This is a genomic window from Capnocytophaga periodontitidis (assembly GCF_016126015.1).
GTDB lineage: Bacteria > Bacteroidota > Bacteroidia > Flavobacteriales > Flavobacteriaceae > Capnocytophaga > Capnocytophaga periodontitidis.
Map to the genome: position 1 here is coordinate 100,320 of NZ_JAEFDB010000002.1, position 22,729 is coordinate 123,048.

The following is a 22,729-nucleotide window of genomic DNA, read 5'->3' on the forward strand; positions in this document are numbered from 1 at the left end:
ATACTTAAAGAATTATCTAATTACTATGGAAATTACTTTTTACGGACACGCCAGCATAGGGATAAAAATAGGTGAAACTCACTTACTCGTCGATCCTTTTATCTCCGAAAACCCTTTAGCGAGTGATATCGATATCAATCAAATAAAAGCCGATTATATCCTCATCACTACGGCTGGGCAAGATCATACTTGGGATGTAGAGAAGATTGCCAAACGCACTAAAGCTCAAATCATCTCTAATTTCGAGATTGCTCGCTACTTTTTCAACCTTGGTATTGAGAACAGCCACCCTATGGATTTAGGTGGAACTTTCAATTTCCCTTTTGGTTCTGTGAAAATGGTATCGGCGTTGCACTCTTCTACCTTTGAAAATGGTAGTGATGGAGGTGCTGCTTGCGGATTTGTGATCAAAACTCCCGATAAAACAATTTACATTGCGGGCAGTACCGCCTTGCATTTCGATATGCAGCTTATTCCAGTGCGTTACAAGCTTGATTTAGCTGTATTACCTGTAGGTGGTAACTTCACTATGGACGTAGAAGATGCTATTATGGCTTCCGATTTCGTAAAGTGTAATAAAATATTAGGATATCACTACAATACAATGTCGCATATCAAAATAGATAAAGATGCCGCCGTACGTAGCTTCAAAGCCAAAGGCAAAGAACTCATACTTTTAGGCGTAGGACAAATTGTAGTAGTATAATTTACTTAGTGTACTAACCCTCTAAAAACGCCAAAGGTCATAGCATAACACTATGACCTTTGGCAAAGTTTTTTATAGTTCATTGTTAATTGAAAATTATTTATTACTTTTGCCATAACTTTATAACCACTCAAATGAGAATTATAGCTAAAAAAACCATTGTTGAATTTTACACACAACATTCCGAAGCTAAATTTCCTTTGGAAGATTGGTATAGAAAAACTATTGTTGCCGAATGGTCTTGTTTTGCAGATATTAAAAAAGACTTCAATAGTGTAGATGCTGTAGGAAATGGTAGATTTGTTTTCAATATCAAAGCCAACCACTTTAGAATAGTAGTACATATACTATTTGTACCTAAAATAATATATATCCGTTTTATCGGTACTCATAAAGAATATGATAGAATTGAAAATATAGATAAAATATAACATTATGATAAAAAATGAAATGCAATACAACGCTATAATGAAACGCATAGGTGAGCTTTTGCAAATAGTAGATGATAATACTCACGAAAGTAACCCTGATTATATAGAATTAATGATTCTTACAGATCTTGTAGAAGCCTATGAAGATATGTATTACCCTATAGAAAATACACTATCAAGTCAGTCATTACCTGTCTCCTAACTCCGAATCTCTAAAAACGCGAAAGGTCATAGCATAACACTATGACCTTTCGCGTTTTTCTTACTTCTTAACTCTTACCTAATAAGTAAATTCCTTGCTTCCTACTATCACTCCATCTCTCTTTACAACAGCTTTCTGTGGGTATTCATTTTTGAAATACTCGTAAGTGGTCTCTTCCACGTAATCTTGTCCCGAAATATTAGGGTATTTCACTGTTTTCTTAGTGATATTGTTACGACTATAACCTTCTTGTAAGAAAAACTCTGGGTGGGTCATTCTATACGAAAAAAGTAAGTAACGAGGGTTAGTCTTGTTGTCGTAAGTGTAAGTAGTAATAGAAGTCTTACCATTTTCAGTACGTGTGTGCTCTTTCACGGTTTCGTTGTAGTTGAGCACATACTTATCGGTAGCAACTACAGTAGTTTTAGGTCTATACCCTACCGTTTCTGTACGAACAGAAGTTTCTGTATTCACTTCATTAAGACCAAACTTGTAGGTAATGATTGTATAAACTGTAGTTTCAGATGATGTCTTTTTAGTTTTAACATACTCCGAAAGCAGACGACCATCGTATTTATACTCCTCTATGATAGGATATGCCTTACCTACTTCAGTAGTTGTTTTTTTCTTGATACTTCCCCTTTGAGTATACTCGTTGTACACAGTTTCGCTCTTTTGTATACCGCTTTCTTTGTATACAGTTTTAGTGGGGAAAGACCCATCGTATGAGTTTTCAAACTCCGAAGTAGGGATTTTACTCGTTGCAACTGTATCAACAGTCATTTTCTCTAATAAGCCTATACCAGTGTTGCGATATTTATACTCGCTGGTAATGCTCATTGTGTGGGTGCCTTGCACAGGTAAGATGGTTTCTACAATCTTATCTGCCAAATAAATAGGGTCTTTTTCTGGTTGATAGTCATCTTTGTCATTACAAGCGACTAATAGCCCTACTGCCAAAAGTAATAAACTCACTCGTCTCATTGTATAATATTATTTAATTGATTTTCTTTTAGAAAGAATATAGTTCTATATTAAAATAAATTATCTTATAAGTACTTGTTTTTTGAAGATTGTCCCTCTTCGAGGGGACGGAGGCTATACTATAAAAGCCGCAAAAATCTTGCCATATTCACATTATTTATTACTTTTGCAAATTAGAAATTCGTATTTTAGCTATGAAACATCGTTTACCCATACTCCTCTCTCTCCTTATCGCCCTCACCCTTTGGCAATGTGCCCGCCGCGGCTCTCCCACTGGTGGTCCTAAAGATGTTACCCCGCCGGTACTCTTGCAATCTGTGCCCAAATCGGGGGCTATGAAGTTCCACGGCAAGAAAATACGTTTGCAGTTCGATGAGTTTGTGGTAACTAAAGATATCCGCAAGCAGCTCATCATCTCTCCTCCTATGAAAACTTTTCCTATCATTTCGCCTACTTCGGCTTCTAAATGGTTAGAAATTAATATCGTTGATACTCTTAAACCTAATACTACCTACGTGCTGAACTTCGGTAATAGCATTCAGGATTACAACGAAGGCAACCCGATTTCCGATTTCAAATATGTGTTTTCTACCGGTAGCACTCTCGATTCACTGTGGTATGAGGGAGACATCGCCGATGCAATCGCTCCTAAACCCGATAATTTCGTGACTGTGATGCTCTATCCTTACAACGAGCAGTATAACGACTCATTGGTGTATAAAACGCAACCTACTTATGTAACCAATACCCTCGACAGCCTCGATAGTTTTGTGCTCGAATACCTCAAAGAGGGCAAATACAAACTCATCGCTCTCAAAGAAAAAAGCCCTAATTATATCTTCAATCCTAAGGACGACAAAATTGCTTTTATGGACGAACCTATCACCGTTGCCGATTTGAAAGGCAGTCCACAAGGTTTTTACCCTAAATTGCGCTTATTCAAAGAAGTGCCTCCTTACAAGGCGCATCGCCCTACACAAGCTGCTGGCAACCGCGTGCAATTTGGCTTTGAAGGCAAAACCGATAGCGTACAAATCAAGCCTATCTCTCCCGTAACTCCCGATTTTAAATATACTATCTCCAAAGACCCTAAGAAAGATACACTCAACTTTTGGTATACCCCTAAACAAAAAGATTCTTTGGTATTTACTATTACCAAAAAACAGAAAACCGATACGTTTAAAGTCCGTTTAAAGGAGATGAAAAACGATAGCTTGCAAATAGAAAACCTCTTTTCGGGCGACTTGCCTATGTACAAGGACTTTGGCTTCAAGAGCAATATCCCTATCGTAAAAACTGACCCCTCTAAACTGAAAGTTTTCGCTGGCAAAGACTCTACAGCGGTGGCTATTCCGTTCAAAACGCGCTTAGCCCCCAATAATTTAGAGTACTATCTCTTATTCGATAAGAAAAACGACGAGACCTACCGCATTGAAGCCCTCCCTAATGCCCTCACCGATTTTTTCGGACATACGAACGATACCCTAAAAGTAACCGTGCGCACTAAAAAACTCGAAGAGGTAGCTATCCTAAAAATGCACCTCAACACTGCCGAAAACACACTGCAATATCCACTTATACTGCAACTTACCAATGAGAAGGCAACGGAAGTGCTCCGCGAAATTTATATCGAAAAACCTCTGCCCGAATATCTGTTCGAGAATGTAACACCTGGTAAATTCCGCTTGCGACTCATTGAAGATAAGAACAAAAACCAGCAATGGGATACCGGTAGTTTCTTAGAACATCGGCAACCCGAGCGGGTGTGGTATATGCCTAAAGAAATAGAACTCCGCGCCAATTGGGAAGTTGAAGAAAATTGGCAAATCACTAACCCCTAACAAACTATGTACGGGCGAATTGCAATTCGCCCCTACCAATGATATATAAAATGAAAAAACGCCTTTTCCTCCTCGATGCTTATGCCCTTATTTTCAGGGGTTATTACGCTTTTATCAAGAACCCGCGCATCAATTCCAAAGGATTGAATACTTCGGCGATTCTCGGCTTTATGAACTCCCTTTTCGAGGTGATTAAAAAAGAAAAACCCGACCATCTCGCTGTCGCTTTCGACAAAGGAGGGAGCGTAGCACGCACCGAACTCTTTACCGACTATAAAGCCAATCGCGAGGAAACCCCCGAAGCGATTCGTTTGGCTATCCCCTATATCCACGAAATACTCAAGGCTTTGCACATCCCTATCATCGAAAAAGAGGGCTATGAAGCCGATGATATCATCGGAACACTCTCTAAACAAGCCGAAGCTCAAGATTACCAAGTGTTTATGGTAACCCCCGATAAAGATTATGCGCAGCTGGTGAGCGACAATATCTTTATGTACCGACCTGCGCGCTCGGGCAATGATATCGAAATTTGGGGCGTGAAAGAGGTGCAAGAGAAATTTGAAGTGCAAAACCCTTTGCAGGTGATTGATTTCCTCGGTATGATGGGCGATGCTGTCGATAATATTCCTGGGCTGCCTGGGGTAGGCGAGAAGACCGCCAAAAAGCTACTCGCCGATTTTGGCTCTATGGAAAATCTCCTCGCTAATACTGATAAACTAAAAGGCAAACTCCGTGAAAATATAGAAAATAACAAGGAAAAAGGCTTGCTCTCCAAACAATTGGCAACTATTATGCTCGATGCGCCGGTAACTTTTGATGAAGCCGATTTTGCAATGTCCCAACCCGATTTTGAAGCGGTGGGCAAGATTTTCGATGAGTTAGAATTCCGCCAGTTGCTACAAAATTTCCTAAAAACCTACCAACCAGAAGCTGTGGTACAAACTCCCCCTAAGGCTGCTTCAGGGCAGCTGGATTTGTTCTCGCAAGGCGACCTCTTTGCGCAACCGCAATTGGTGAGCGATAAGAAAAACAGCAGCAATACTCCTCATTTCTACCAATTAGCCGATACCCCAATGGCACAACAACTCTTGTTGCAAAGCCTATTGCAACAAACTGAAGTGTGTTTTGATACCGAAACTACTAATATAAACGCTCTCGAAGCCGAATTAGTAGGGATATCCTTCTGCTGGGCAGCTCATAAAGGGCATTATTTGCCATTTCCTAAAGAAAAAGAAGCGGCTACTAAGCTCATAGAGCAATTCCGTCCGTTTTTTGAGAATGAACAGATAGCCAAAGTAGGTCAGAATTTGAAATACGACCTCAAAGTGTTGCAAAACTACGGTGTTGAGGTACAGGGCGCACTCTTCGATACGATGATAGCTCATTACTTGCTAAATCCTGATATGCGCCACAATATGGATGTCCTCAGCGAAACCTACCTGAACTATACACCTATTGCTATCGAGAGCCTTATTGGCAAAGGGAAAACCCAACGCTCTATGCGCACCGTGCCTATCGATGAGGTAAAGGAATACGCGGTGGAAGATGCCGATGTTACTTGGCAACTCAAAAACGTGTTCCAAAGCCAAATGCCCCAAGTAAATGCCCAAAAAATCTATACCGATTTAGAAGCGCCTCTCATCAAAGTGTTGGCAGCTATGGAACGCGAAGGGGTAAACCTCGATGTGGATTTTTTAAAAGAATACGCTAAAACCTTAGATGCCGATATTGCCCAACTCGAAACAACTATAGCCGAGCAGGCTGGCGAGACTTTCAATTTGGCATCGCCTAAACAACTCGGCGACATTCTCTTTGAAAAACTGAAGATTGACAGCAAACCGAAAAAGACGAAAACTGGTCAGTATGCTACTTCCGAAGAGGTTTTAGCGCCTTTTGCAGCCAAACATAAAATCGTAGCCGATATATTGGAGTGGCGACAAGTGCAGAAACTCAAATCTACTTATGTAGATGCCTTGCCTTTAGAGGTAAATAAAAGTACGGGTCGTGTGCATACTACCTATATGCAAACAGTAGCGGCTACAGGTCGACTCAGTAGCAACAACCCTAACTTGCAGAATATCCCTATCCGCACCCCTCGTGGGCAGCAGGTGCGCAAGGCGTTTATCGCTCGCAATCCCGATTATGTGCTCCTCTCTGCCGACTATTCGCAAATAGAACTCCGCATCATCGCTGCCCTCAGCGAAGAACACAATATGATTGAGTCCTTCCTCCGCAATGAGGATATTCACCGTTCTACAGCGGCAAAGGTGTTCCACGTGCCTTTAGAAGAGGTAACCCGCGAGCAACGTAGCCACGCCAAAACAGTGAATTTTGGGATTATTTATGGCGTATCGGCATTTGGGCTATCTGCACAAACCGACCTCTCCCGATCCGAAAGCAAAGAACTGATAGACACTTATTACGCTACCTATCCTAACCTGCGCAACTATATCAATAAACAAATAGAGTTTGCCCGACAACACGGCTATGTAGAAACCATTTTAGGCAGACGCCGTTATTTGCCCGATATTCATTCACATAACCAAGTAGTACGTGGAGGCGCTGAGCGCAACGCCGTGAATGCCCCTATACAAGGCTCAGCAGCCGATATTATCAAAATCGCAATGATACGCATATACAACCAGTTGCAAGCCCAAAAACTCCAAACCCGTATGCTCCTCCAAGTACACGACGAGTTGGTGTTCGATGTCCCTAAAACCGAATTAGAACTCGTAAAACCCCTTGTCAAAGAAGCTATGGAAAACGCCTTTACCCTTGCCGTTCCCCTCGTCGCCGATTTAGGCGTAGGTAACAATTGGCTCGACGCACATTAGCTTTTATAGTATGTTATGTATGTAGGGGCGTTTTGCAAACGCCCTTAAAGAAAAAAATTCGGATAACTTCTTTAAAATTAAACGTTATCCCCTTGTCAATTGTTAATTCTCAATTTATGTACAAAACCCTTCCTAAAAAACGCTATCAAAAAACCTTGAGTATTCTCAAGCGATATGCTCCTCAGGGGAGTACAATCCTCGATATAGGGGTAGAAAATCCTTTTTCAACGATTATGAAAGAGGAAGGTTATACGGTGCTTAATACTACCGGTCAGGATTTAGATTTCGAGGCAAATACCCTTCAGAATTTTCAATCCGATTTCACTACCGCTTTAGAGATTTTAGAACATTTGGTAAACCCTTTGGCTGTACTGCAAAATGTCCCTACAAATAAAATATTGATTACAGTACCTTTGCGACTTTGGTTTGCCAAAGCCTACCGCAATACTGCCGACCCCCGCGACTGTCATTACCACGAGTTTGAAGATTGGCAATTAGATATGCTGTTAGAAAAAGCAGGATTTCGGATTGTATATAGAGAAAAATGGACGCACCCCGTGAAGAAGTTAGGCTTGCGTCCGCTGTTGCGATATTTCACTAATAGATATTATGCCGTAGTAGCCGAGAGAATTAACAAATTAGAAAATTAGCAGATTAGCAAATTATAAAATGACGAAAAAAACAACAATAGTAAGTATTATCCCGCTACTCATATTCGTAGCTATATTTTTAGGTAGTGGTATTTATTTTGATAATTTCTATTCATTGCCAGCACCTATTATTGCGCTTTTTGCAGTGGTAGTAGCTTTGCTTATCTACCGCGCACCTCTCAATCAAAAGATAGCCCTTTTCTTCAGAGGGGCAGGCAATAGCAATGTGTTGCAGATGTGTGTAATAGCTCTTTTGGCAGGTGCTTTTGCTTCGGTAGCCAAAGCCTCTGGCAGCATCGATAGCATAGTGAATATGGGGATGTACTACATTTCACCCGAATACTTCCCCGTAGGTATTTTTGTAATTGCTTCTTTCCTCTCGTTTGCAACAGGAACCTCGGTAGGTACCATTATGACCCTTTCGCCTATTGTCTTCAATTTAGCTTTTGAAAGTCATTCTAATACTGCCCTTATAGGGGCTGCGTTGCTTTGTGGCGCGATGTTTGGCGACAATCTGTCCCTTATTTCCGATACTACTATTGCCGCCACCCAATCGTTAGGCTGCAAGATGAGTGATAAGATGAAAACCAATGCTCAAATAGCACTTCCCGTTGCGCTGCTATCGGCGGTAATTCTCTTTTTTATTGGCAACCCAGGAGCAACGACCTTCACTCATAGCGAAGCCTATCACACCTTCAATCCCTTGCTTATTTTGCCTTATGTAGCAGTAGTGGTCATTTCGCTTTTTGGAGTAAATGTATTCGTGTCACTGTTCTTGGGAGTTGTTTTCTCAGGTGTTATGGGATTCTCCTACAACAAGTTCTCTTTCTTAGAATTTACCCAACACACTTACAAAGGCTTTATGGATATGGCTGATATCTTCTTCCTCTACTTCATCATTGGCGGATTAGCCTTTTTAGTAGAGCGTTTTGGCGGCATTCAATTTCTGATGAACCTTGTTGCCAAACGCATCAAGAGTGGCGCTTCAGCCTTGCTGGGAATGGGCTTTTTAGTAACTGTTGCCGATGTGTGTGTAGCGAATAACACGGTGGCAATTCTCATCGTTTCTAAAATAAGTAAGCGCATAGCCGAGCAATTCCAAATACCCCTCCGCAATGCGGCTTCAGTATTAGATATCTTCTCGTGTTATGCGCAAGGTCTCATTCCTTATGGAGCACAAGTGATCGCCCTATACCAATTTGCCCATACGATGGACTATTTATCTTTGGTAGGGTACTCAGTCTATCTTCACCTTTTACTTATAGCTACTTTAGTGTATATAAAAGTAAGAGGAAAAGTTTAATAACTACAATGTTGCTAAAGAAAGAGAGGTGGTTTCAGGGGCTTCCCATTGAGGTTTTTGTATTGCTTCAATGTGTGAGGTATCGTAACCCGCAAACGCTTTAAGGTAGTGTTGCAAGGTAACGCCATTGCCATCGGCAAAGTTATATCCCCCTTGATGTTTGAAGAATTTCTTCACTGAACTCTCACCAGCCAAGTGAGCGGCTGCCAATATCCCCGATTCAGTAATGTGAATCCCGTTGATAGTTTTGCCTACATATTTTTTAATTTCTTTGCGCAAAAACCATTTGGTGCGCTGTAAGCTCAACACAAACACTTGTTCTTGTTGTTCAGGAGAGTTCAAAAATTGTTGGGTATCAGTTACGCCATAGAAGTGAAGGGCGCGTTTCCCAAATTGATATTTCCCCATATAGCCAAAACGGTTTACAATAGTGTAGTTACCGCGTGATTCGCGATAGGCTAAAGCTTCTTTAAATCCAATAAATGTTTTTCCTGTGTGGAGAGTAAAAGAAGTGGGAAGTAGTGTGCTATTCGCAGTTGCTTCTGCTGGCATAGCGGTGGCCATTTGAGGTACATCAACTACAAAAGTAGATGGAATTGTGATTACTTTTGTCTCTTCATCTTTGATCGTAAAACCTAAAAAGGCAAAGACCATTACTGCAAAAAAATACCTCTTTTTAACTAATTTCATAAATTTTGTTTTCTTTAAGACTGACGGTTTTCTACAAGAGAAAAAGCCTGCTTAAAATTATTTCGGCGGCAAAATTACAAAAATTATGCCAAGTACCAAAATTTAGAGTTCGTTTTTTTTATTTTCCCCGTCCCAAAACCAATTTGCTCATTTCCTCATTTGCTCATTTGCTAATTTTCTCTATCTTTGCACCGTGTAACATCAGCTTGAAGTTTCGGCTTCTGCTTAAAAACTTAATTTATAATGAAAAAGATATACGCTTTATGTGTTCTTTTTCTTGCTTTAGCGTGCAAGAAAGACAACGATGAAACCCCTTTGTTAAGTAGTGAAAAAAATATTCTTTCATTTACCTTTATTGTAGAAGGTACTACTTATACCAGTACAATCAGTAATACCGCCATTACTGCCCAATTACCCGAAGATACCAATCTTACCACTCTTACCCCTACCATCACCTTCTCTAAAGGGGCTACTGTAACTCCTAATAGCGGTGTAGCTCAAGATTTCTCTAAAGAAGTAAGCTATACCGTAACTGCCGAAGATAAAAGCACTAAAATCTACAAAGTGCTCATAACTACCGAAAAAACACCACAGCCTAATGAGCCTATACAAATTGGCCACGTCCCTAATGAATATACTACAAATAAAGCTGGAGGCGAGGTAGTTTATTTTGATGTCAATACCTTGCCCGTCAAAAAAGAACAGATAAAAGTCGAACTCGTTAAACGCCGTCCTCCATTTGATACTTACTCCCTTAAAGTACAAAAAATCGATAAAAAAGAAAGACGTGTATATGTAGTATTACCTCCCACTTATAAAAATGGCGAATACTACTTCAAGGCAACTTTTGATAAAGAAGAAGTAGAAAGCGGCGTTTTTACCTTAGATAGCGGTGAGATAGTACTGAATGTGTTAGATGTTATTATGTTCGAACCTGTTACTTCCTTAGCAACTACCGAATTGCAAACCTTTAAAACAGTGGTATATGCTAATACTGAAGCCTTGAAAAAATATACTTATTATCTGAGAAAAGACACCCACGACTACCAACTTACAGTGAGTGACATCTCCAATTATAACATCCAATTTAAGATGTTCAATACACCTGCAGGAGCATTTAGCGGAGGTAACGACTTTAAGTTTGTAGTAAAAGGTGGCACTAAAGAACAAGTACTTCCTTTTGTGAATAGTGAAAAGCAACCTATAACAATAGAACCCGTTCACACCCCCGTAATCAAAGCACTTTCTAAAACAACACTCAAAGCAGGTGATGAACTAACAGTTACAGGAGAGTATTTTGCTTATACCGGTATGAATCATATTGGTAATTATAAATTTTGTACTTTGCTTTTGATGCAAGGTAATGAAGTGAAAGCAACACTTTATCCTTCGTATAAAACACCTACTGAGGCTACTTTTAAAATAGGAAACGAGGTTACTGCTGGCAAATACAAGGTCGTCCTCTCCTCTCAAGTGTTATTAAAATCAGAACCTTTTAGCCAAGAAATTACCATTCAAAAAACGACCGCTACCCCCTCTGCACGCCTAAAGGTTACTAAAGCTGAGGTTATAGATGAGAATGCTACTTTCTTCCGCAAGCAAGTGATGATTACTTTTAATGAAACTATAGATAGTGCTCGTATAGAAGCCATTGTATTCCCTAATTTGAGAATAGAAAATGTTATAAGATACCCTAAAACTATAAGTTCACATACTCTATCAGATAATGAATACAACTATTTAGTAAACGAACTCCCCAAAGGTTATGTAATCATTAAGGAAAATGGCAAAGAATACCAAGCAGAGTTTTCTTTGGTAAAAGGAAATTAAATCTCATTTTCTCAGAGCCTCTCAGAGTCTCTCCCTACTATCAACAAATCGATAAATTAACTATATGAAACCCATTGAACGAGCGGCACGTCTATTTGCCGACATCAACGAACTGCTGATTTCCAGCGGTGCCAATACCCGTAGAGTAGAACGCAATGTAGAACGCATCTCTAATGCCCTTAACTACCATTGCGAAAACTTCTATTCACACGCTGCTATTGTGCTTACTGTGCAGGATAAAGCTACAGGCGAAAAGGAAACTATCGTCCGTACAATCCCTCATCACGGTGTGAACTTTAGTGCTATTTCCGATATTAGTATCCTCTCGTGGGAAGCAATTGAAAAAAAACTCCCTATCGAAGAAATTGAAGAACAAGTTGCAACGATTAAAGCCAAACCTCATTACAATATGTATGTGATGTGGTTCTTCGTATCGGTAGCAGGAGGTTCGTTAGCCTATGTATTTGGTAAAGAACAAGCTAGTTATACCGAGTTTGCAATGTCGTTTATAGCAACCTTATTAGGTTTAGCGGGACGTCGTATCCTGCAGTTGCGCAAGTTCAATGTGTATATCTGTTGGGGATGGGCTGCTTTTGTGTCGGTAGCCGTGATGAGTATCTTCCGTTTGGCGGGAGTAGAGCAGTACCACAACGCCTTAGCCGCTTGTGTGTTGTGGTTAGTGCCTGGAGTACCTCTTATCAACGGATTTATCGATATGCTCTCTGGCTGTATTGTAGCAGGGATAGCTAAACTCACACACGCGGCTATCTTGGTTTTTATGATTTCATTAGGTTTTTATTTAGCTTTACTATTATTTGGTTATGAACTTCCTTGATGTATTTTTAGGATTAGCCGAACGCATCTTTTGGTCGATGTGGATTTCTATTGGCTTTGCTTTATTGTTCAACACTCCCCGTCGTGCCTTGTGGATTACAGGCGTATTAGGCGGTATAGGTTGGGGCATTAAGTTTATACTTTTAGGTACAGTGATGCCCGAGCAAATCGTGATTACCTCCTTTTTAGGAGCTTGTGCCGTGGGGCTCTTGGCGGTCTATTTCGCTCATCGCGTACATACACCTCCTATTGTGTTTACGATACCTGCCGTTATCAATATGATTCCTGGTAAATACGGCTATGAGTTTATGATGAAAATCATCCAAATAGTAACCGTTGAAACCCGTCAGGATGAAACCCTCGACCTGCTTTATCAAACTTTTAAACTCGGTTTGCAAACAGGTTTTATTACTATGTGTTTAGCCTTTGGAGTGATTACCCCTATGTTACTCTTCAATACCTATTCGGTAAAAGGTAAAGACCTCAACGATTTTATCAAACGCCGCTTAACACGCAAAAAAACAAAAGCCGAATTAGAAGGAAAAGTAGAAGAAAATGAACCCGTATAATGTTAATTGTGTAACGTGTTAATTGTTAATTGAATAAATATGCCCGAATTCTCAGCTATTGATTTTGAAAGTCTGATTAAAGATTGGATTAAAGGACTCATCAATTTCGCCCCTACTATGATCGGGGCTATTGCCCTCTATTTTATAGGGCGTTACATCATCCGTTTTATTGTAAAACTCCTCAAAGGATTGATGGAACGCCGTGGAGTAGACCTCGCTTTGCAAGGTTTTTTGTTACAAGTAGTCCGCTGGATACTCTATATTGCGCTCTTCCTCACCATTGTACAGGTGATAGGCTTGCCCGCAACCCAGTTTATCGCAATCATCACCAGTGGTTTTGTAGCAGTAGGCTTGGCGTTACAAGGATCGTTGTCTAACTTCGCTAGCGGGATAATGATACTCATTTTCAAACCTTTCCGCGTAGGCGATGTAATCGAAGGTAATGGCGAAAAAGGAACCGTGAAAAACATCGGTCTCTTTGCTACAACCCTCAACAAAGCCGATAACGAACAAGCGATAATCCCTAACACCCAGCTGTTTAGCAATAGTATTATCAACTACAGCAGGGAAGAAAAACGCCGTGTGTACGTGCTTGTAGGTATAGGGTATAGTTCCGATATCCAAAAAGCCCGTGAAGTGCTCTTGCAAATTGCCAAAGAGGAAGTCAAAGCCCTTCCTGAGCCCGCTCCTGTGGTTTATGTAGATGCCTTAGCCGATAGTTCCGTAAATATGTCGTTGCGCTATTGGTGTCTCACTCCCGACTATTGGGAGTGCTATTTCCGCACTATAGAAGCTATCAAAAACCGCTTCGATGCCGCCGGTATAGAAATTCCATTCCCTCAAGTGCAAGTACATCAATAAAGTAAGAAAGCGGCTCGCACCTTTGGCAAAGTTGATTACCTGATAATCATTCGCTTTTTCAGTATATTGTAGGGGCTAATGGCAATTAGCCTCACTATTTAATTACAATCTTATATAAAGGAATTATCAAAAAGAAATTAGTAATTAAAGTGTTAAAATAATGTTAAAAAAATTTTTTTTATTGCTAATTTATATATACTTTTGTTTCATCTTAACATCTAAAAAAATAAGTCATAATGAAGAACATTTTATTATTAGCTACGGTAGCCTTAACATTTGCCAGCTGTAGCAAAAGTGACGACAATATCTCTTCGGATAACTACGAGCTAAGTAATGATGGTCGTACTCTTGTGAAGTGGACAAATAGCAATACTACCACTCTTGATATGCAAGCCGATGGTAACTTGCAGAAAGTAAATTTTATAGGGAATAACGCTTTCAGAATGAAAGAAGCTCTTACTTCTATTACCTTTCCTAAGGACTTATACCGAATAGGAACAGAGGCTTTTTATGCAACTAACCTCAGTGGAGGGGTGAAGTTCAATGTCAATTCAGAAACTGAAGTTAATTTTGGATCACAAGTTTTTGCTCGTACTAATATTACAACAATAGAACTTCCTAATGCCAATGGAATAAGTGATAGGATGTTTGAATCTTGTCAGTCTTTAAAAGAAGTTAAACATCAAAGAATGATAAGAGTAATAGGTAGTTATGCTTTTAGTAACTGTAGATCTCTTGAATACTTGTTTTTTCACGATTCATATCTTACAAAGGTAGAGCAAGGAGCTTTTGCAAATTGTGAAAAGTTAAGAGCTGTAACTTTGCCTCTATTGGTTACTGAGATAGGAGATGTAGCCTTTGCTAATTGCAATGCTTTAGAGTCAATTACTATTAATGCTAAAACTCCTCCAACTTTGGGTGAAGATGTATTCTATGGAGTGAAGAATATTCCTAGAATTTATGTATTTAGCAGAGATGCTTACATAAATGCTCCAGGTTGGAGTAAATATGCCAATAGAATATATTCTAAATAATATTTTGTTGTTAATTGCTCTTTATTTACTACCTTTGTGGTGTTTTTAATATCATAAAATGATTATGCAATGAAAAAAATCTTCTTTTTGGTTTTCATAACTATCGCTTTAGCAGCTTGTTCCAAAAGCAATGACGACAGCGCAAATGTGCCCGAAACCGACTACCAGCTCAGTGCCGATGGCTTAACCTTAGTCAAATGGCTCAATCCTCTTACCTCTGGTATCAATATGCAAGCTGATAGCCGTTTGCGTGAAGTGAATACTATTGGCGAAAAAGCCTTTAAAGATTGCAGCCGACTCCAATCCGTCATCTTCCCCGATAACCTCAAAGAAATCAATACCGAAGCCTTTGCTGGAACCGATCTCCGCACTTCAGTAGTCTTCAATTCTTATTCCGATGTAGTGTTTGGCGAAAGAGTTTTTAGCAATACCCGTATCACCTCAATAACACTTCCTAAAACCAAAGAGTTGTCGGCTGAAATTTTTGCAAATTGTACTGCCTTGAAAAACATTACTTTTGCAAAGACAGGTAAAATCGGCAGAGGGGCTTTTAAAGGCTGTACAGCCATTGAACAAATCGACCTCTCTCAAGCTGAAGCTATTGCCATAGGTGCAGAGACTTTTGCCGGTTGTAAACGCCTCAAAAAAGTGATTCTCTCGGTAACAATGAACCTCAAACCTATAGGTGACAAAGCTTTTGCCAACTGTGAGTCCTTAGAAAATCTCACCGTACTCGCGCTTTATCCCCCCTATTTTGAAGGTAACCCTTTTCAAGGCATCTCTTATCCCACAGTTTACGTGCCCGCTACTCCCGATGATTTGATTGATATATACAAAAGAGATTCCCAATGGAAAGCATTAGCTGATAAAATTCATAAACTATAGCTAAAGCATTGATTTTTCTTACACTAACATTGCTGATTGATTTTTATTCCATACATTTGCAACAAAATTATAGAAACTATGGAAGCAGAACTTATAAATGATGTCCTAACTGAAGATACACTTCTTTTTGAACAACAAAAAGAGGCCAAAAGATATAGCATACAAAAAGGATTAGAGGAAGATAAAGCAGGTCTACATATTCCTCAAGAAGAAGTAGAACGTGAAATGGAAGCGATATTATGGTCGTAGTTTGGACTCCTAAAGCAAAGGAGGAACTGAAAGAAATTCTTATCTATTGGAAAAAAAGAAATAGAAGCAATGCTTATTCAGTTAAACTAAACGCTGAAGCACAAAAAGTAGCTAAGTCTCTTATTAGAGATCCATATATTTGGCCTATAGAAGAAGATTATGAAGATGTTCGCTCTGTTTTAGTATTTTACAATTACTCTATTTTCTATAGAGTAGAGGATAATATCATTCGTATTCTTTCTTTTTGGGACAATCGTAGAAATCCGGATAGTTTAGATTTATTTGATTTTTAAAAATGAAAAACCTTACCCTTTTTACTCTTATCTTTGTCGCTTTGGTAAGTTGTTCTAAGAGCGATAACAGCAATACCCCTGCCCCTCATCGCTCTACCCCCGATTACGACATCTCAGCCGATGGTCGTACCCTCATCAAATGGAAAAACCCTAATACTACCGAGTTGGATATGCAAGCCGATAGTGAGTTGAGGCGCGTCAATACTATTGCTAAAGAGGCTTTTAAAGAACATCAAAATCTCCAATCGATTACTTTCCCTAACAACCTCAAAGAAATAGAAGAAAGTGCTTTTGAAGAAGCTAGCCTCAGTGGTACTGTTACTTTCAATACCAACGCTACAGTAGTTTTTGGCGATAAAGCTTTCTTCAAAACAAAAATTAGAAAACTCTCCCTTCCTAATGTAAAAAGACTGCCCTATAGCGTATTATCAATGTCTTATAATCTCGAAGAATTACACTTCAATAAAGTAGAAATATTAGGATTTGGCGCTATTGGGTGGAATTATCTAAAAGAAATTAACTTAGAAAATACAGGTATTACCGAAATAGAAACTGTCGGTATTTCGGGCTGTACTGAGGTAGAGAATATCGTCCTTCCCGCTACAATCAAAGTCATAGGATACGATTCTTTTTGGCATTGCAAACGTCTCAAAACAATTACTATTAATGCTGTAAATCCCCCTACTTTAACCAATTACCCTTTCAAAGATACTAATTTGCAAAAGGTATATGTACCCCAAGCCTCAGTAGAGAAATATAAAGCAGCACCCTTTTGGAAAGATTTCGCCGCTAAAATTCAAGCAAAACCATAATAATTAACATCAGTTCGATATAACAGAATATTGATTTACAGCTTTATATCATAATATATTCACAAAATAATTCACCGTCAGGTGAAAATTCGTGTTTCACATACCCAGCTGTGAGCCCTCGCTGGCTTTGTGGGAGATTAAAAATATTTTACTAATTGTTAATTGTTAACTATCAATTGTTAATTAAAAATTATGAACTTTACCACAGCTCGTGAGCACCTTAAAAATGTGCTCCTTCCCACTCCCCTCATCTACAGTCCTATCTTCAGTGAAGAATCAGGAAACAATATCTACATCAAACCCGAAAATCTCCAAAAAACAGGAGCTTTCAAAATTCGTGGCGCTTATAACAAAATGCTCAAACTCACCGAAGCTGAAAAACAACGCGGGGTTATTGCTTCTTCGGCGGGCAATCATGCCCAAGGGGTTGCTTATGCAGCCCGCGAGTTGGGTATCAAAGCGGTGATTGTAATGCCTAAAACTACCCCGCTCATCAAAGTGCAGTCTACTAAAAAATACGGTGCTGAAGTGGTGCTCTACGGCGATGTGTACGATGATGCTTACCAAAAAGCCAAAGAGTTAGAAGAAAAAGAAGGCTATGTATTTGTGCATCCTTTCAACGACCCCGATGTGCTTGAAGGTCAAGGTACTATTGCCCTCGAAATCCTCGAACAGTTACCTCAAACCGATGTGATAGTCGTACCTATAGGTGGTGGCGGACTCATCTCGGGGATTGCCTGCGCTGCTAAACAAATAAAACCCGAAATAAAAATCGTAGGAGTAGAACCCTCAGGCGCTGCTTCGGCTACCGAAGCGCTTAAGAAAAATAAACTCGTTACCCTGCCCGAAGCCAATACCATCGCCGATGGTACTGCCGTAAAACGCATAGGTGAACTCAATTTCGAGTATATCAAAAAATACGTAGATGAGGTAGTAACTGTCGATGATTATGAACTTACTGAAGCCTTCTTGTTGCTCACTGAGAAACACAAAATTATCGCCGAAAACTCAGGGGTTTTGCCTTTGGCTGCCCTTAAAAAACTCACCGACCGCAATAAGAATGTCGTGCCTGTAGTGAGTGGTGGCAATATCGATGTGCTGATGATTTCCTCAATGATAAACAAAGGATTGGTGAGCCGCGATCGTATTTTTAACTTCTCAGTAAGCATCCCCGACCGCCCTGGTGAACTCGCTAAAATTACCCACATCATTGCCGATGTAGGCGCTAATATCGTCAAACTCGCTCACAATCAGTTTAAAAACCTTTCTCGTTTCCGCGATAAAGAAGTACTTATCACCGTTGAAACTAATGGTACCGACCACATCCAGCAGTTAGTACAAGCCTTTGAAGAAAGAGGTTACGCAATCAAGTAAGAGATAAGAGGTATGAGGTAGGTGAGTAAAGCCAGTGAAGAGCATAGTAACCTTCTATCCCCTATCTCCTAAAATCCCAAATAGAACTCTTTTGTAAGTGCTTTATACTCTTCGGTATATACCCCTCGTTCTTTTTCAATAGTAAGAATATGAGTGGGGTAGGAGGGTTGAGGAGTGCGGGCAAAGAGCATCATACTGCGTTTGAGTTCGCTTTGTGCATTGCCGCGTGTATGAGTGATTTGTTGAGGAAAAAGTCCGAAAGTAGCTGCCAAAGTGATAAATCTTTCACTTTCGGTATATGGAAGAATAACGCTAAACTTCCCTTCAACGGCTAACAAACGATTGACTCCCTCTAAGAGTTGTTTAGGAGGTAGAGCATCGCTAAAACGAGCGGTGTTGCGTGCTTTTTCAGGAGTTTTATAATCGGTAGGGTAGAAGGGAGGGTTAGAGATAATTAAGTCGTAAGGCTCATCTATTTCAGTGAAAAACTCTTCAAACGATGCGTGATAACAAAAAAGTCGGTCGCCCCACGGACTTGCTTCAAAATTTTCAGTACATTCTATATAAGCACTTTCATCAATTTCCACAGCATCAATCGTCATTGCATCACAGCGTTGGGCGAGCATTAGGGCGAGTAAGCCTGTGCCAGCCCCAATATCTAAAATACTTTCAGGTTGCTCTATAGGCGTCCACGCGCCGAGGAGTACGCTATCAGTGCCTATTTTCATTGCACTTTGAGTCTGCTTTACACTAAATTGTTTAAATTGAAAGGTCATAGTTGTCAGGTATTAGGTATCAGGTATCAGGTATCAGGTTTCAGGTATCAGGTTTCAGGTGTTAGGTTTCAGGTGTTAGGTTTCAGGGTTCAGAGTTTTCGCCGCAAAAATAGCAATAATCCCCTAATACCCAAATCGTCAAATTGTTAAATTGTCAAATCATCAAATTCCCCCAACTCCAATCTCTAAAACTACTTATTCTCCAGATAGTCCCCCTTCGGGGGTTCGGGGGCTACTCGTCTCTCGTCATTCGTAATTTGTAATTTGTAATTCGTCATTTATATGGTTTTTCTGTTAAAACCACTCTTTTTATTGTCATTTCTGTGTTAAAAAGAAAAACATTCCAACTTCCTTTTATTTGCTAATGATTTATATTATGTAAACGCTTTTTTCATCTTCTTTTTTCTATATAAATTAACAAATATAACTTTTTTTCGTTATCTTTAAAAATCATTTGTTTTTTCCTTGTTTCGTTTTAGGTAAATTTATACTTTTGCACCGTCAATTTTTAACATTTATTTTATGAATTACCCTAAGCTATTCTTTGTGTTTAGTGTCTTTTTCTTACTTTTTGGAGGACTCTATGCACAAGATAAAACGGTAACGGGTGTCGTTACCGATGAAAGCAAAACCCCGCTCATCGGGGTGAGTGTGGTGGTAAAAGGCACTACACATGGTGTTTCTACCGACTTTGATGGGAAATTTACCCTCCAAGCCAAAGAAGGTGAAACAATTGAATTTAGTTCAGTGGGATATGTCGCTCAAGACAAAAAAGTAACAGGAGCTGGCAAAACACTGAATATGAATGTTGTCCTTAAAGAGGAAACCCAGCAACTCTCCGAGGTGGTGGTAACCGCATTAGGTATCAAACGTGAAGAAAAAGCGTTGAGCTACAATGTGCAACAGGTGAAGTCCGAAGAACTCACCAAAGTGAAAGCTCCTAACTTTGTAAACAGCCTCAATGGTAAAGTTGCAGGGGTTACTATCAACAAAAGTGCTTCAGGGCCAGGAGGTGCTACTCGTGTGATAATGCGCGGTGAGAAATCTATTGAAGGTAGTAACAACGTGCTTTATGTGGTAGACGGGATTCCGCTTTTCAATACCCAAGCAGGTGGCGACAATAGCGGTATCAAAGGTGAAGGTCGTGTAGGTAGTGAAGGTATCGCCGACTTCAACCCTGAGGATATTGAGAGCATCTCGGTGCTTAGTGGTCCTTCGGCGGCTGCCCTCTATGGTAGTAATGCCGCCAATGGGGTGATTCTTATCAATACCAAAAAAGGTAAAGAAGGCAAAATGCAAATTTCACTCTCTTCTACTACCGAGTTTAGCAAACCTTTTATATTGCCTGAATTCCAAAATACCTATGGCAACCGCAGTGGGCAATATAGCAGTTGGGGTAGTAAATTGGCAACTCCTAGCAGCTATGATCCTGCAAAAGACTTCTTTGAAACAGGTACTAACTTTATCAACTCGCTCACCCTCACAGCGGGTAATAAAACCAATCAAACCTTCTTCTCAGCAGCGAGTACTAACAATAATGGCGTAGTGCCTAACAATAGTTACCACCGTTATAATTTCACAGTGCGTAACACTACATCACTATTTGAGGATAAATTGCAGTTAGATTTAGGAGCTTCGTATGTCAAACAGAAAGATATGAATATGGTCTCTCAAGGTGAGTATTGGAACCCTATTGTAGCCGCTTATCTCTACCCTCGTGGTGAGGATTTTGAAAAAATAAAAACCTTTGAACGTTACGATACTTCTCGTTATTTCGCTACCCAATATTGGCCTCTCAGCGAAAGTAGATTTGCTCCTCAAAACCCTTATTGGACAGCTTATCGCAACTTAGCGTCTAACAACAAAGACCGATTTATGTTCAATGCAGGACTTACCTACAAAATCACCTCTTGGGCAAATGTTGCAGCACGCGCTCGCTTAGACAAAAGCTATATCAATTTTGAACGCAAACTCTACGCCTCATCAAATGAGATTTTTGCCAAACCTAATGGCGCTTATGAATATGCCAATTACAACGACCACCAATTCTATTCCGATATCATTGGTACGATCAACAAACAGTTTTTTGACGATTGGAGCCTAATGCTCAACCTTGGGGGTAGCTATTCTGATTTTGATGCAGTAGAACGCGGCTACGGTGGTAACTTGCAATTAGTGCCTAACCTATTTGCTATCCAAAATATTACACCTTCCGAAGGTAAAATAACCGAAAAATACGGTGACGCTCGCCGACGTAATGTGGCTGTGTTCGGAAATGCCGAAATTGGTTTCAAACGTTGTGCTTACCTTACTCTCTCAGGACGTAATGAGTGGGATTCTCGCTTAGTAAATTCAGCTGAAGAATCTTATTTCTATCCTTCAATTGGTTTTTCTGCCGTGATTTCCGAAATGGGTGAGATGCCTGCTTTCTTGAATTATTTCAAAGTCAGAAGTTCATATACTGAAGTGGCTTCCCCTATCGCGTGGTCAGGTCGTACTCCTGGTACTATTACCCAAAAAATCGTCGGTGGGGTAATCAAACCTGAAGAAATATATCCTTATGCCGATTTCAAAGCCGAACGTACGAAATCCTATGAATTAGGGCTTAGCTTGCGCCTCTTCAAACACTTCAATATCGAGTCTACTTGGTATCGCTCTAATACTTACAACCAAACTTTTATCGCTAACCTACCAGAATCTACAGGTTATAAATATATCTATTTGCAAGCAGGTGATGTACAAAATAGTGGTATAGAATTGAGTGTAGGCTATCGCAACCAAATAGGCGGTGTAGATATTGCTAGTTCAGTATCTTATACTCGTAATAAAAACGTGATTAAGAAGATGGTGAAAAACTATAAACATCCTTTTATTCAACAACCTTTCAATATCGATGAAGTGAGCAAAGAAAATGGTAGAACTATCTTGAAAGTTGGCGGAAGCATCAGCGATGTATACGCTTCTAAATTCTTGAAAAAAGACAATCAGGGGTATATCAATATTCCTGAAAGTGGCGATATCACTCTTGAAGATACTAAACCTGTCTATTTAGGCAAAACTACTCCCGATTTCCTTTTGGGTTGGAACAACTCTTTTGGCTATAAAGGTTTTGGTTTGAGTTTCCTTGTCAGCGGTCGTTTTGGAGGTATCGTAACCTCTTCTACCCAAGCGATTTTAGACCGTTTTGGAGTCTCTAAAGCCTCTGCTCTTGCCCGCGACAATGGTGGGGTCGAACTCTCTGGTCAAGGTAAGTACGACACTAAAAAATACTATGAATTAGTAGGTACAGGCGAAAGTAATTTGGCAGGATACTACACTTACGATGCTACCAATGTACGCTTGCAAGAGTTATCAGTGAGCTATACCTTCCCTACCAAATGGTTTAAAAAGAAAATCGATGAGCTCACTGTATCAGTTATCGGCAACAACGTTTGGATGATCTACAACAAAGCTCCTTTCGATCCCGAGCTTACCCCTTCTACCGCTACTTACGGTCAAGGGAACGACTATTTTATGCAACCTAGTTTGCGTAGCATAGGATTTAATGTAAAAGTAAAATTGTAATGTT

At 39.9% G+C, this 22,729-nt stretch carries 21 protein-coding genes; 18 read left to right on the forward strand and 3 right to left on the reverse strand.

Going from position 1 to position 22,729, the window contains the following annotated elements; translation table 11 throughout:
* The first annotated feature begins 25 nt into the window (after positions 1-25).
* The 3 genes from I7X29_RS04695 to I7X29_RS04705 all read left to right on the forward strand — a co-directional run bounded on the left by I7X29_RS04695 (position 26) and on the right by I7X29_RS04705 (position 1,339).
* A complete protein-coding gene (locus tag I7X29_RS04695) occupies positions 26-706 on the forward strand; it encodes a metal-dependent hydrolase (protein WP_009412791.1) in 681 nt (226 codons plus the stop codon).
* Between the two features lie 134 nt (positions 707-840).
* The gene (locus I7X29_RS04700; protein WP_198473028.1) at positions 841-1,137 is read left to right on the forward strand and encodes a type II toxin-antitoxin system HigB family toxin; all 297 of its coding nucleotides are present in this window, start codon (positions 841-843) and stop codon (positions 1,135-1,137) included.
* A 4-nt stretch (positions 1,138-1,141) separates the two neighbouring features.
* The gene (locus tag I7X29_RS04705) at positions 1,142-1,339 is read left to right on the forward strand and encodes a toxin-antitoxin system, antitoxin component, Xre domain protein (RefSeq protein ID WP_009412789.1); all 198 of its coding nucleotides are present in this window, start codon (positions 1,142-1,144) and stop codon (positions 1,337-1,339) included.
* Positions 1,340-1,417: 78 nt separating this feature from the next.
* On the opposite strand, the gene I7X29_RS04710 is transcribed toward I7X29_RS04705, so the two are convergent.
* On the reverse strand, positions 1,418-2,323 hold the full coding sequence (locus I7X29_RS04710; protein ID WP_009412788.1) for a hypothetical protein: 906 nt from the start codon (positions 2,321-2,323) through the stop codon (positions 1,418-1,420).
* 194 nt (positions 2,324-2,517) lie between these two features.
* On the opposite strand from I7X29_RS04710, the gene I7X29_RS04715 reads away from it, so the two are divergent.
* The 4 genes from I7X29_RS04715 (at position 2,518) to I7X29_RS04730 (ending at position 8,954) form a co-directional block, all read left to right on the forward strand.
* Entirely contained in the window at positions 2,518-4,164 is a 1,647-nt protein-coding gene (locus tag I7X29_RS04715; RefSeq protein WP_198473029.1) for an Ig-like domain-containing protein, read from the forward strand.
* A 50-nt stretch (positions 4,165-4,214) separates the two neighbouring features.
* Entirely contained in the window at positions 4,215-7,001 is a 2,787-nt protein-coding gene (gene polA, locus I7X29_RS04720; RefSeq protein WP_198473030.1) for a DNA polymerase I, read from the forward strand.
* 116 nt (positions 7,002-7,117) lie between these two features.
* Positions 7,118-7,651 carry a methyltransferase domain-containing protein gene (locus I7X29_RS04725; RefSeq protein WP_198465758.1) on the forward strand — a complete coding sequence of 178 codons (534 nt, stop codon included), beginning with the start codon at positions 7,118-7,120 and terminating at the stop codon, positions 7,649-7,651.
* A gap of 19 nt (positions 7,652-7,670) precedes the next feature.
* Complete coding sequence (locus I7X29_RS04730) at positions 7,671-8,954, forward strand: Na+/H+ antiporter NhaC family protein (RefSeq protein ID WP_198473031.1); 1,284 nt, start codon at positions 7,671-7,673, stop codon at positions 8,952-8,954.
* A gap of 3 nt (positions 8,955-8,957) precedes the next feature.
* Here the strand turns inward: I7X29_RS04730 and I7X29_RS04735 are convergent, their stop codons facing one another.
* Positions 8,958-9,644: a peptidoglycan-binding protein LysM gene (locus tag I7X29_RS04735; RefSeq protein ID WP_198473032.1), complete on the reverse strand. Its 687-nt coding sequence runs from the start codon at positions 9,642-9,644 to the stop codon at positions 8,958-8,960.
* A 243-nt stretch (positions 9,645-9,887) separates the two neighbouring features.
* Between I7X29_RS04735 and I7X29_RS04740 the strand changes: the two genes are divergently transcribed.
* The 10 genes from I7X29_RS04740 (at position 9,888) to ilvA (ending at position 18,385) form a co-directional block, all read left to right on the forward strand.
* A complete protein-coding gene (locus I7X29_RS04740) occupies positions 9,888-11,474 on the forward strand; it encodes a DUF5018 domain-containing protein (RefSeq protein WP_198473033.1) in 1,587 nt (528 codons plus the stop codon).
* A gap of 64 nt (positions 11,475-11,538) precedes the next feature.
* Positions 11,539-12,309, forward strand: a complete 771-nt coding sequence (locus I7X29_RS04745) for a threonine/serine exporter family protein (protein WP_198473034.1) — start codon at positions 11,539-11,541, stop codon at positions 12,307-12,309.
* On the forward strand, positions 12,296-12,877 hold the full coding sequence (locus tag I7X29_RS04750; RefSeq protein ID WP_009412777.1) for a threonine/serine exporter family protein: 582 nt from the start codon (positions 12,296-12,298) through the stop codon (positions 12,875-12,877). Before I7X29_RS04745 ends, I7X29_RS04750 begins: the two co-directional genes overlap by 14 nt.
* Positions 12,878-12,916: 39 nt before the next feature.
* Positions 12,917-13,738: a mechanosensitive ion channel family protein gene (locus I7X29_RS04755; RefSeq protein ID WP_198473035.1), complete on the forward strand. Its 822-nt coding sequence runs from the start codon at positions 12,917-12,919 to the stop codon at positions 13,736-13,738.
* A 236-nt stretch (positions 13,739-13,974) separates the two neighbouring features.
* Positions 13,975-14,772, forward strand: coding sequence for a leucine-rich repeat domain-containing protein (locus tag I7X29_RS04760; RefSeq protein WP_198473036.1), 798 nt, complete (start codon positions 13,975-13,977; stop codon positions 14,770-14,772).
* A gap of 69 nt (positions 14,773-14,841) precedes the next feature.
* A complete protein-coding gene (locus I7X29_RS04765) occupies positions 14,842-15,657 on the forward strand; it encodes a leucine-rich repeat domain-containing protein (protein ID WP_198473037.1) in 816 nt (271 codons plus the stop codon).
* A 78-nt stretch (positions 15,658-15,735) separates the two neighbouring features.
* A complete protein-coding gene (locus I7X29_RS04770) occupies positions 15,736-15,906 on the forward strand; it encodes an antitoxin (protein WP_198465753.1) in 171 nt (56 codons plus the stop codon).
* Positions 15,897-16,199 (forward strand): type II toxin-antitoxin system RelE/ParE family toxin, encoded by a 303-nt coding sequence (locus I7X29_RS04775; protein WP_095901653.1) that lies wholly within the window; start codon positions 15,897-15,899, stop codon positions 16,197-16,199. The genes I7X29_RS04770 and I7X29_RS04775 overlap by 10 nt, the downstream gene beginning before the upstream one ends.
* Positions 16,200-16,201: 2 nt before the next feature.
* Positions 16,202-17,011, forward strand: a complete 810-nt coding sequence (locus tag I7X29_RS04780; RefSeq protein ID WP_198473038.1) for a leucine-rich repeat domain-containing protein — start codon at positions 16,202-16,204, stop codon at positions 17,009-17,011.
* A 192-nt stretch (positions 17,012-17,203) separates the two neighbouring features.
* Entirely contained in the window at positions 17,204-18,385 is a 1,182-nt protein-coding gene (gene ilvA / locus I7X29_RS04785; protein WP_198473039.1) for a threonine ammonia-lyase, read from the forward strand.
* Between the two features lie 68 nt (positions 18,386-18,453).
* On the opposite strand, the gene I7X29_RS04790 is transcribed toward ilvA, so the two are convergent.
* Positions 18,454-19,161 carry a tRNA1(Val) (adenine(37)-N6)-methyltransferase gene (locus I7X29_RS04790; RefSeq protein WP_198473040.1) on the reverse strand — a complete coding sequence of 236 codons (708 nt, stop codon included), beginning with the start codon at positions 19,159-19,161 and terminating at the stop codon, positions 18,454-18,456.
* A gap of 522 nt (positions 19,162-19,683) precedes the next feature.
* Here I7X29_RS04790 and I7X29_RS04795 point away from each other — a divergent pair.
* Positions 19,684-22,725, forward strand: a complete 3,042-nt coding sequence (locus I7X29_RS04795) for a SusC/RagA family TonB-linked outer membrane protein (RefSeq protein WP_198473041.1) — start codon at positions 19,684-19,686, stop codon at positions 22,723-22,725.
* Positions 22,726-22,729 lie beyond the last annotated feature (4 nt).

What these genes read in the sequence shown, in the direction of transcription:
- I7X29_RS04695 (WP_009412791.1), top strand. Translation starts at nt 26, where the DNA reads ATGGAAATTACTTTTTACGGACACGCCAGCATAGGGATAAAAATAGGT.
- I7X29_RS04725 (WP_198465758.1), top strand. Translation starts at nt 7,118, where the DNA reads ATGTACAAAACCCTTCCTAAAAAACGCTATCAAAAAACCTTGAGTATT.
- polA (WP_198473030.1), top strand. Translation starts at nt 4,215, where the DNA reads ATGAAAAAACGCCTTTTCCTCCTCGATGCTTATGCCCTTATTTTCAGG.
- I7X29_RS04755 (WP_198473035.1), top strand. Translation starts at nt 12,917, where the DNA reads ATGCCCGAATTCTCAGCTATTGATTTTGAAAGTCTGATTAAAGATTGG.
- I7X29_RS04760 (WP_198473036.1), top strand. Translation starts at nt 13,975, where the DNA reads ATGAAGAACATTTTATTATTAGCTACGGTAGCCTTAACATTTGCCAGC.
- I7X29_RS04790 (WP_198473040.1), bottom strand. Translation starts at nt 19,161, where the DNA reads ATGACCTTTCAATTTAAACAATTTAGTGTAAAGCAGACTCAAAGTGCA.
- I7X29_RS04700 (WP_198473028.1), top strand. Translation starts at nt 841, where the DNA reads ATGAGAATTATAGCTAAAAAAACCATTGTTGAATTTTACACACAACAT.
- I7X29_RS04765 (WP_198473037.1), top strand. Translation starts at nt 14,842, where the DNA reads ATGAAAAAAATCTTCTTTTTGGTTTTCATAACTATCGCTTTAGCAGCT.
- I7X29_RS04740 (WP_198473033.1), top strand. Translation starts at nt 9,888, where the DNA reads ATGAAAAAGATATACGCTTTATGTGTTCTTTTTCTTGCTTTAGCGTGC.
- ilvA (WP_198473039.1), top strand. Translation starts at nt 17,204, where the DNA reads ATGAACTTTACCACAGCTCGTGAGCACCTTAAAAATGTGCTCCTTCCC.
- I7X29_RS04705 (WP_009412789.1), top strand. Translation starts at nt 1,142, where the DNA reads ATGATAAAAAATGAAATGCAATACAACGCTATAATGAAACGCATAGGT.
- I7X29_RS04795 (WP_198473041.1), top strand. Translation starts at nt 19,684, where the DNA reads ATGAATTACCCTAAGCTATTCTTTGTGTTTAGTGTCTTTTTCTTACTT.
- I7X29_RS04715 (WP_198473029.1), top strand. Translation starts at nt 2,518, where the DNA reads ATGAAACATCGTTTACCCATACTCCTCTCTCTCCTTATCGCCCTCACC.
- I7X29_RS04745 (WP_198473034.1), top strand. Translation starts at nt 11,539, where the DNA reads ATGAAACCCATTGAACGAGCGGCACGTCTATTTGCCGACATCAACGAA.
- I7X29_RS04735 (WP_198473032.1), bottom strand. Translation starts at nt 9,644, where the DNA reads ATGAAATTAGTTAAAAAGAGGTATTTTTTTGCAGTAATGGTCTTTGCC.
- I7X29_RS04750 (WP_009412777.1), top strand. Translation starts at nt 12,296, where the DNA reads ATGAACTTCCTTGATGTATTTTTAGGATTAGCCGAACGCATCTTTTGG.
- I7X29_RS04780 (WP_198473038.1), top strand. Translation starts at nt 16,202, where the DNA reads ATGAAAAACCTTACCCTTTTTACTCTTATCTTTGTCGCTTTGGTAAGT.
- I7X29_RS04710 (WP_009412788.1), bottom strand. Translation starts at nt 2,323, where the DNA reads ATGAGACGAGTGAGTTTATTACTTTTGGCAGTAGGGCTATTAGTCGCT.
- I7X29_RS04775 (WP_095901653.1), top strand. Translation starts at nt 15,897, where the DNA reads ATGGTCGTAGTTTGGACTCCTAAAGCAAAGGAGGAACTGAAAGAAATT.
- I7X29_RS04730 (WP_198473031.1), top strand. Translation starts at nt 7,671, where the DNA reads ATGACGAAAAAAACAACAATAGTAAGTATTATCCCGCTACTCATATTC.
- I7X29_RS04770 (WP_198465753.1), top strand. Translation starts at nt 15,736, where the DNA reads ATGGAAGCAGAACTTATAAATGATGTCCTAACTGAAGATACACTTCTT.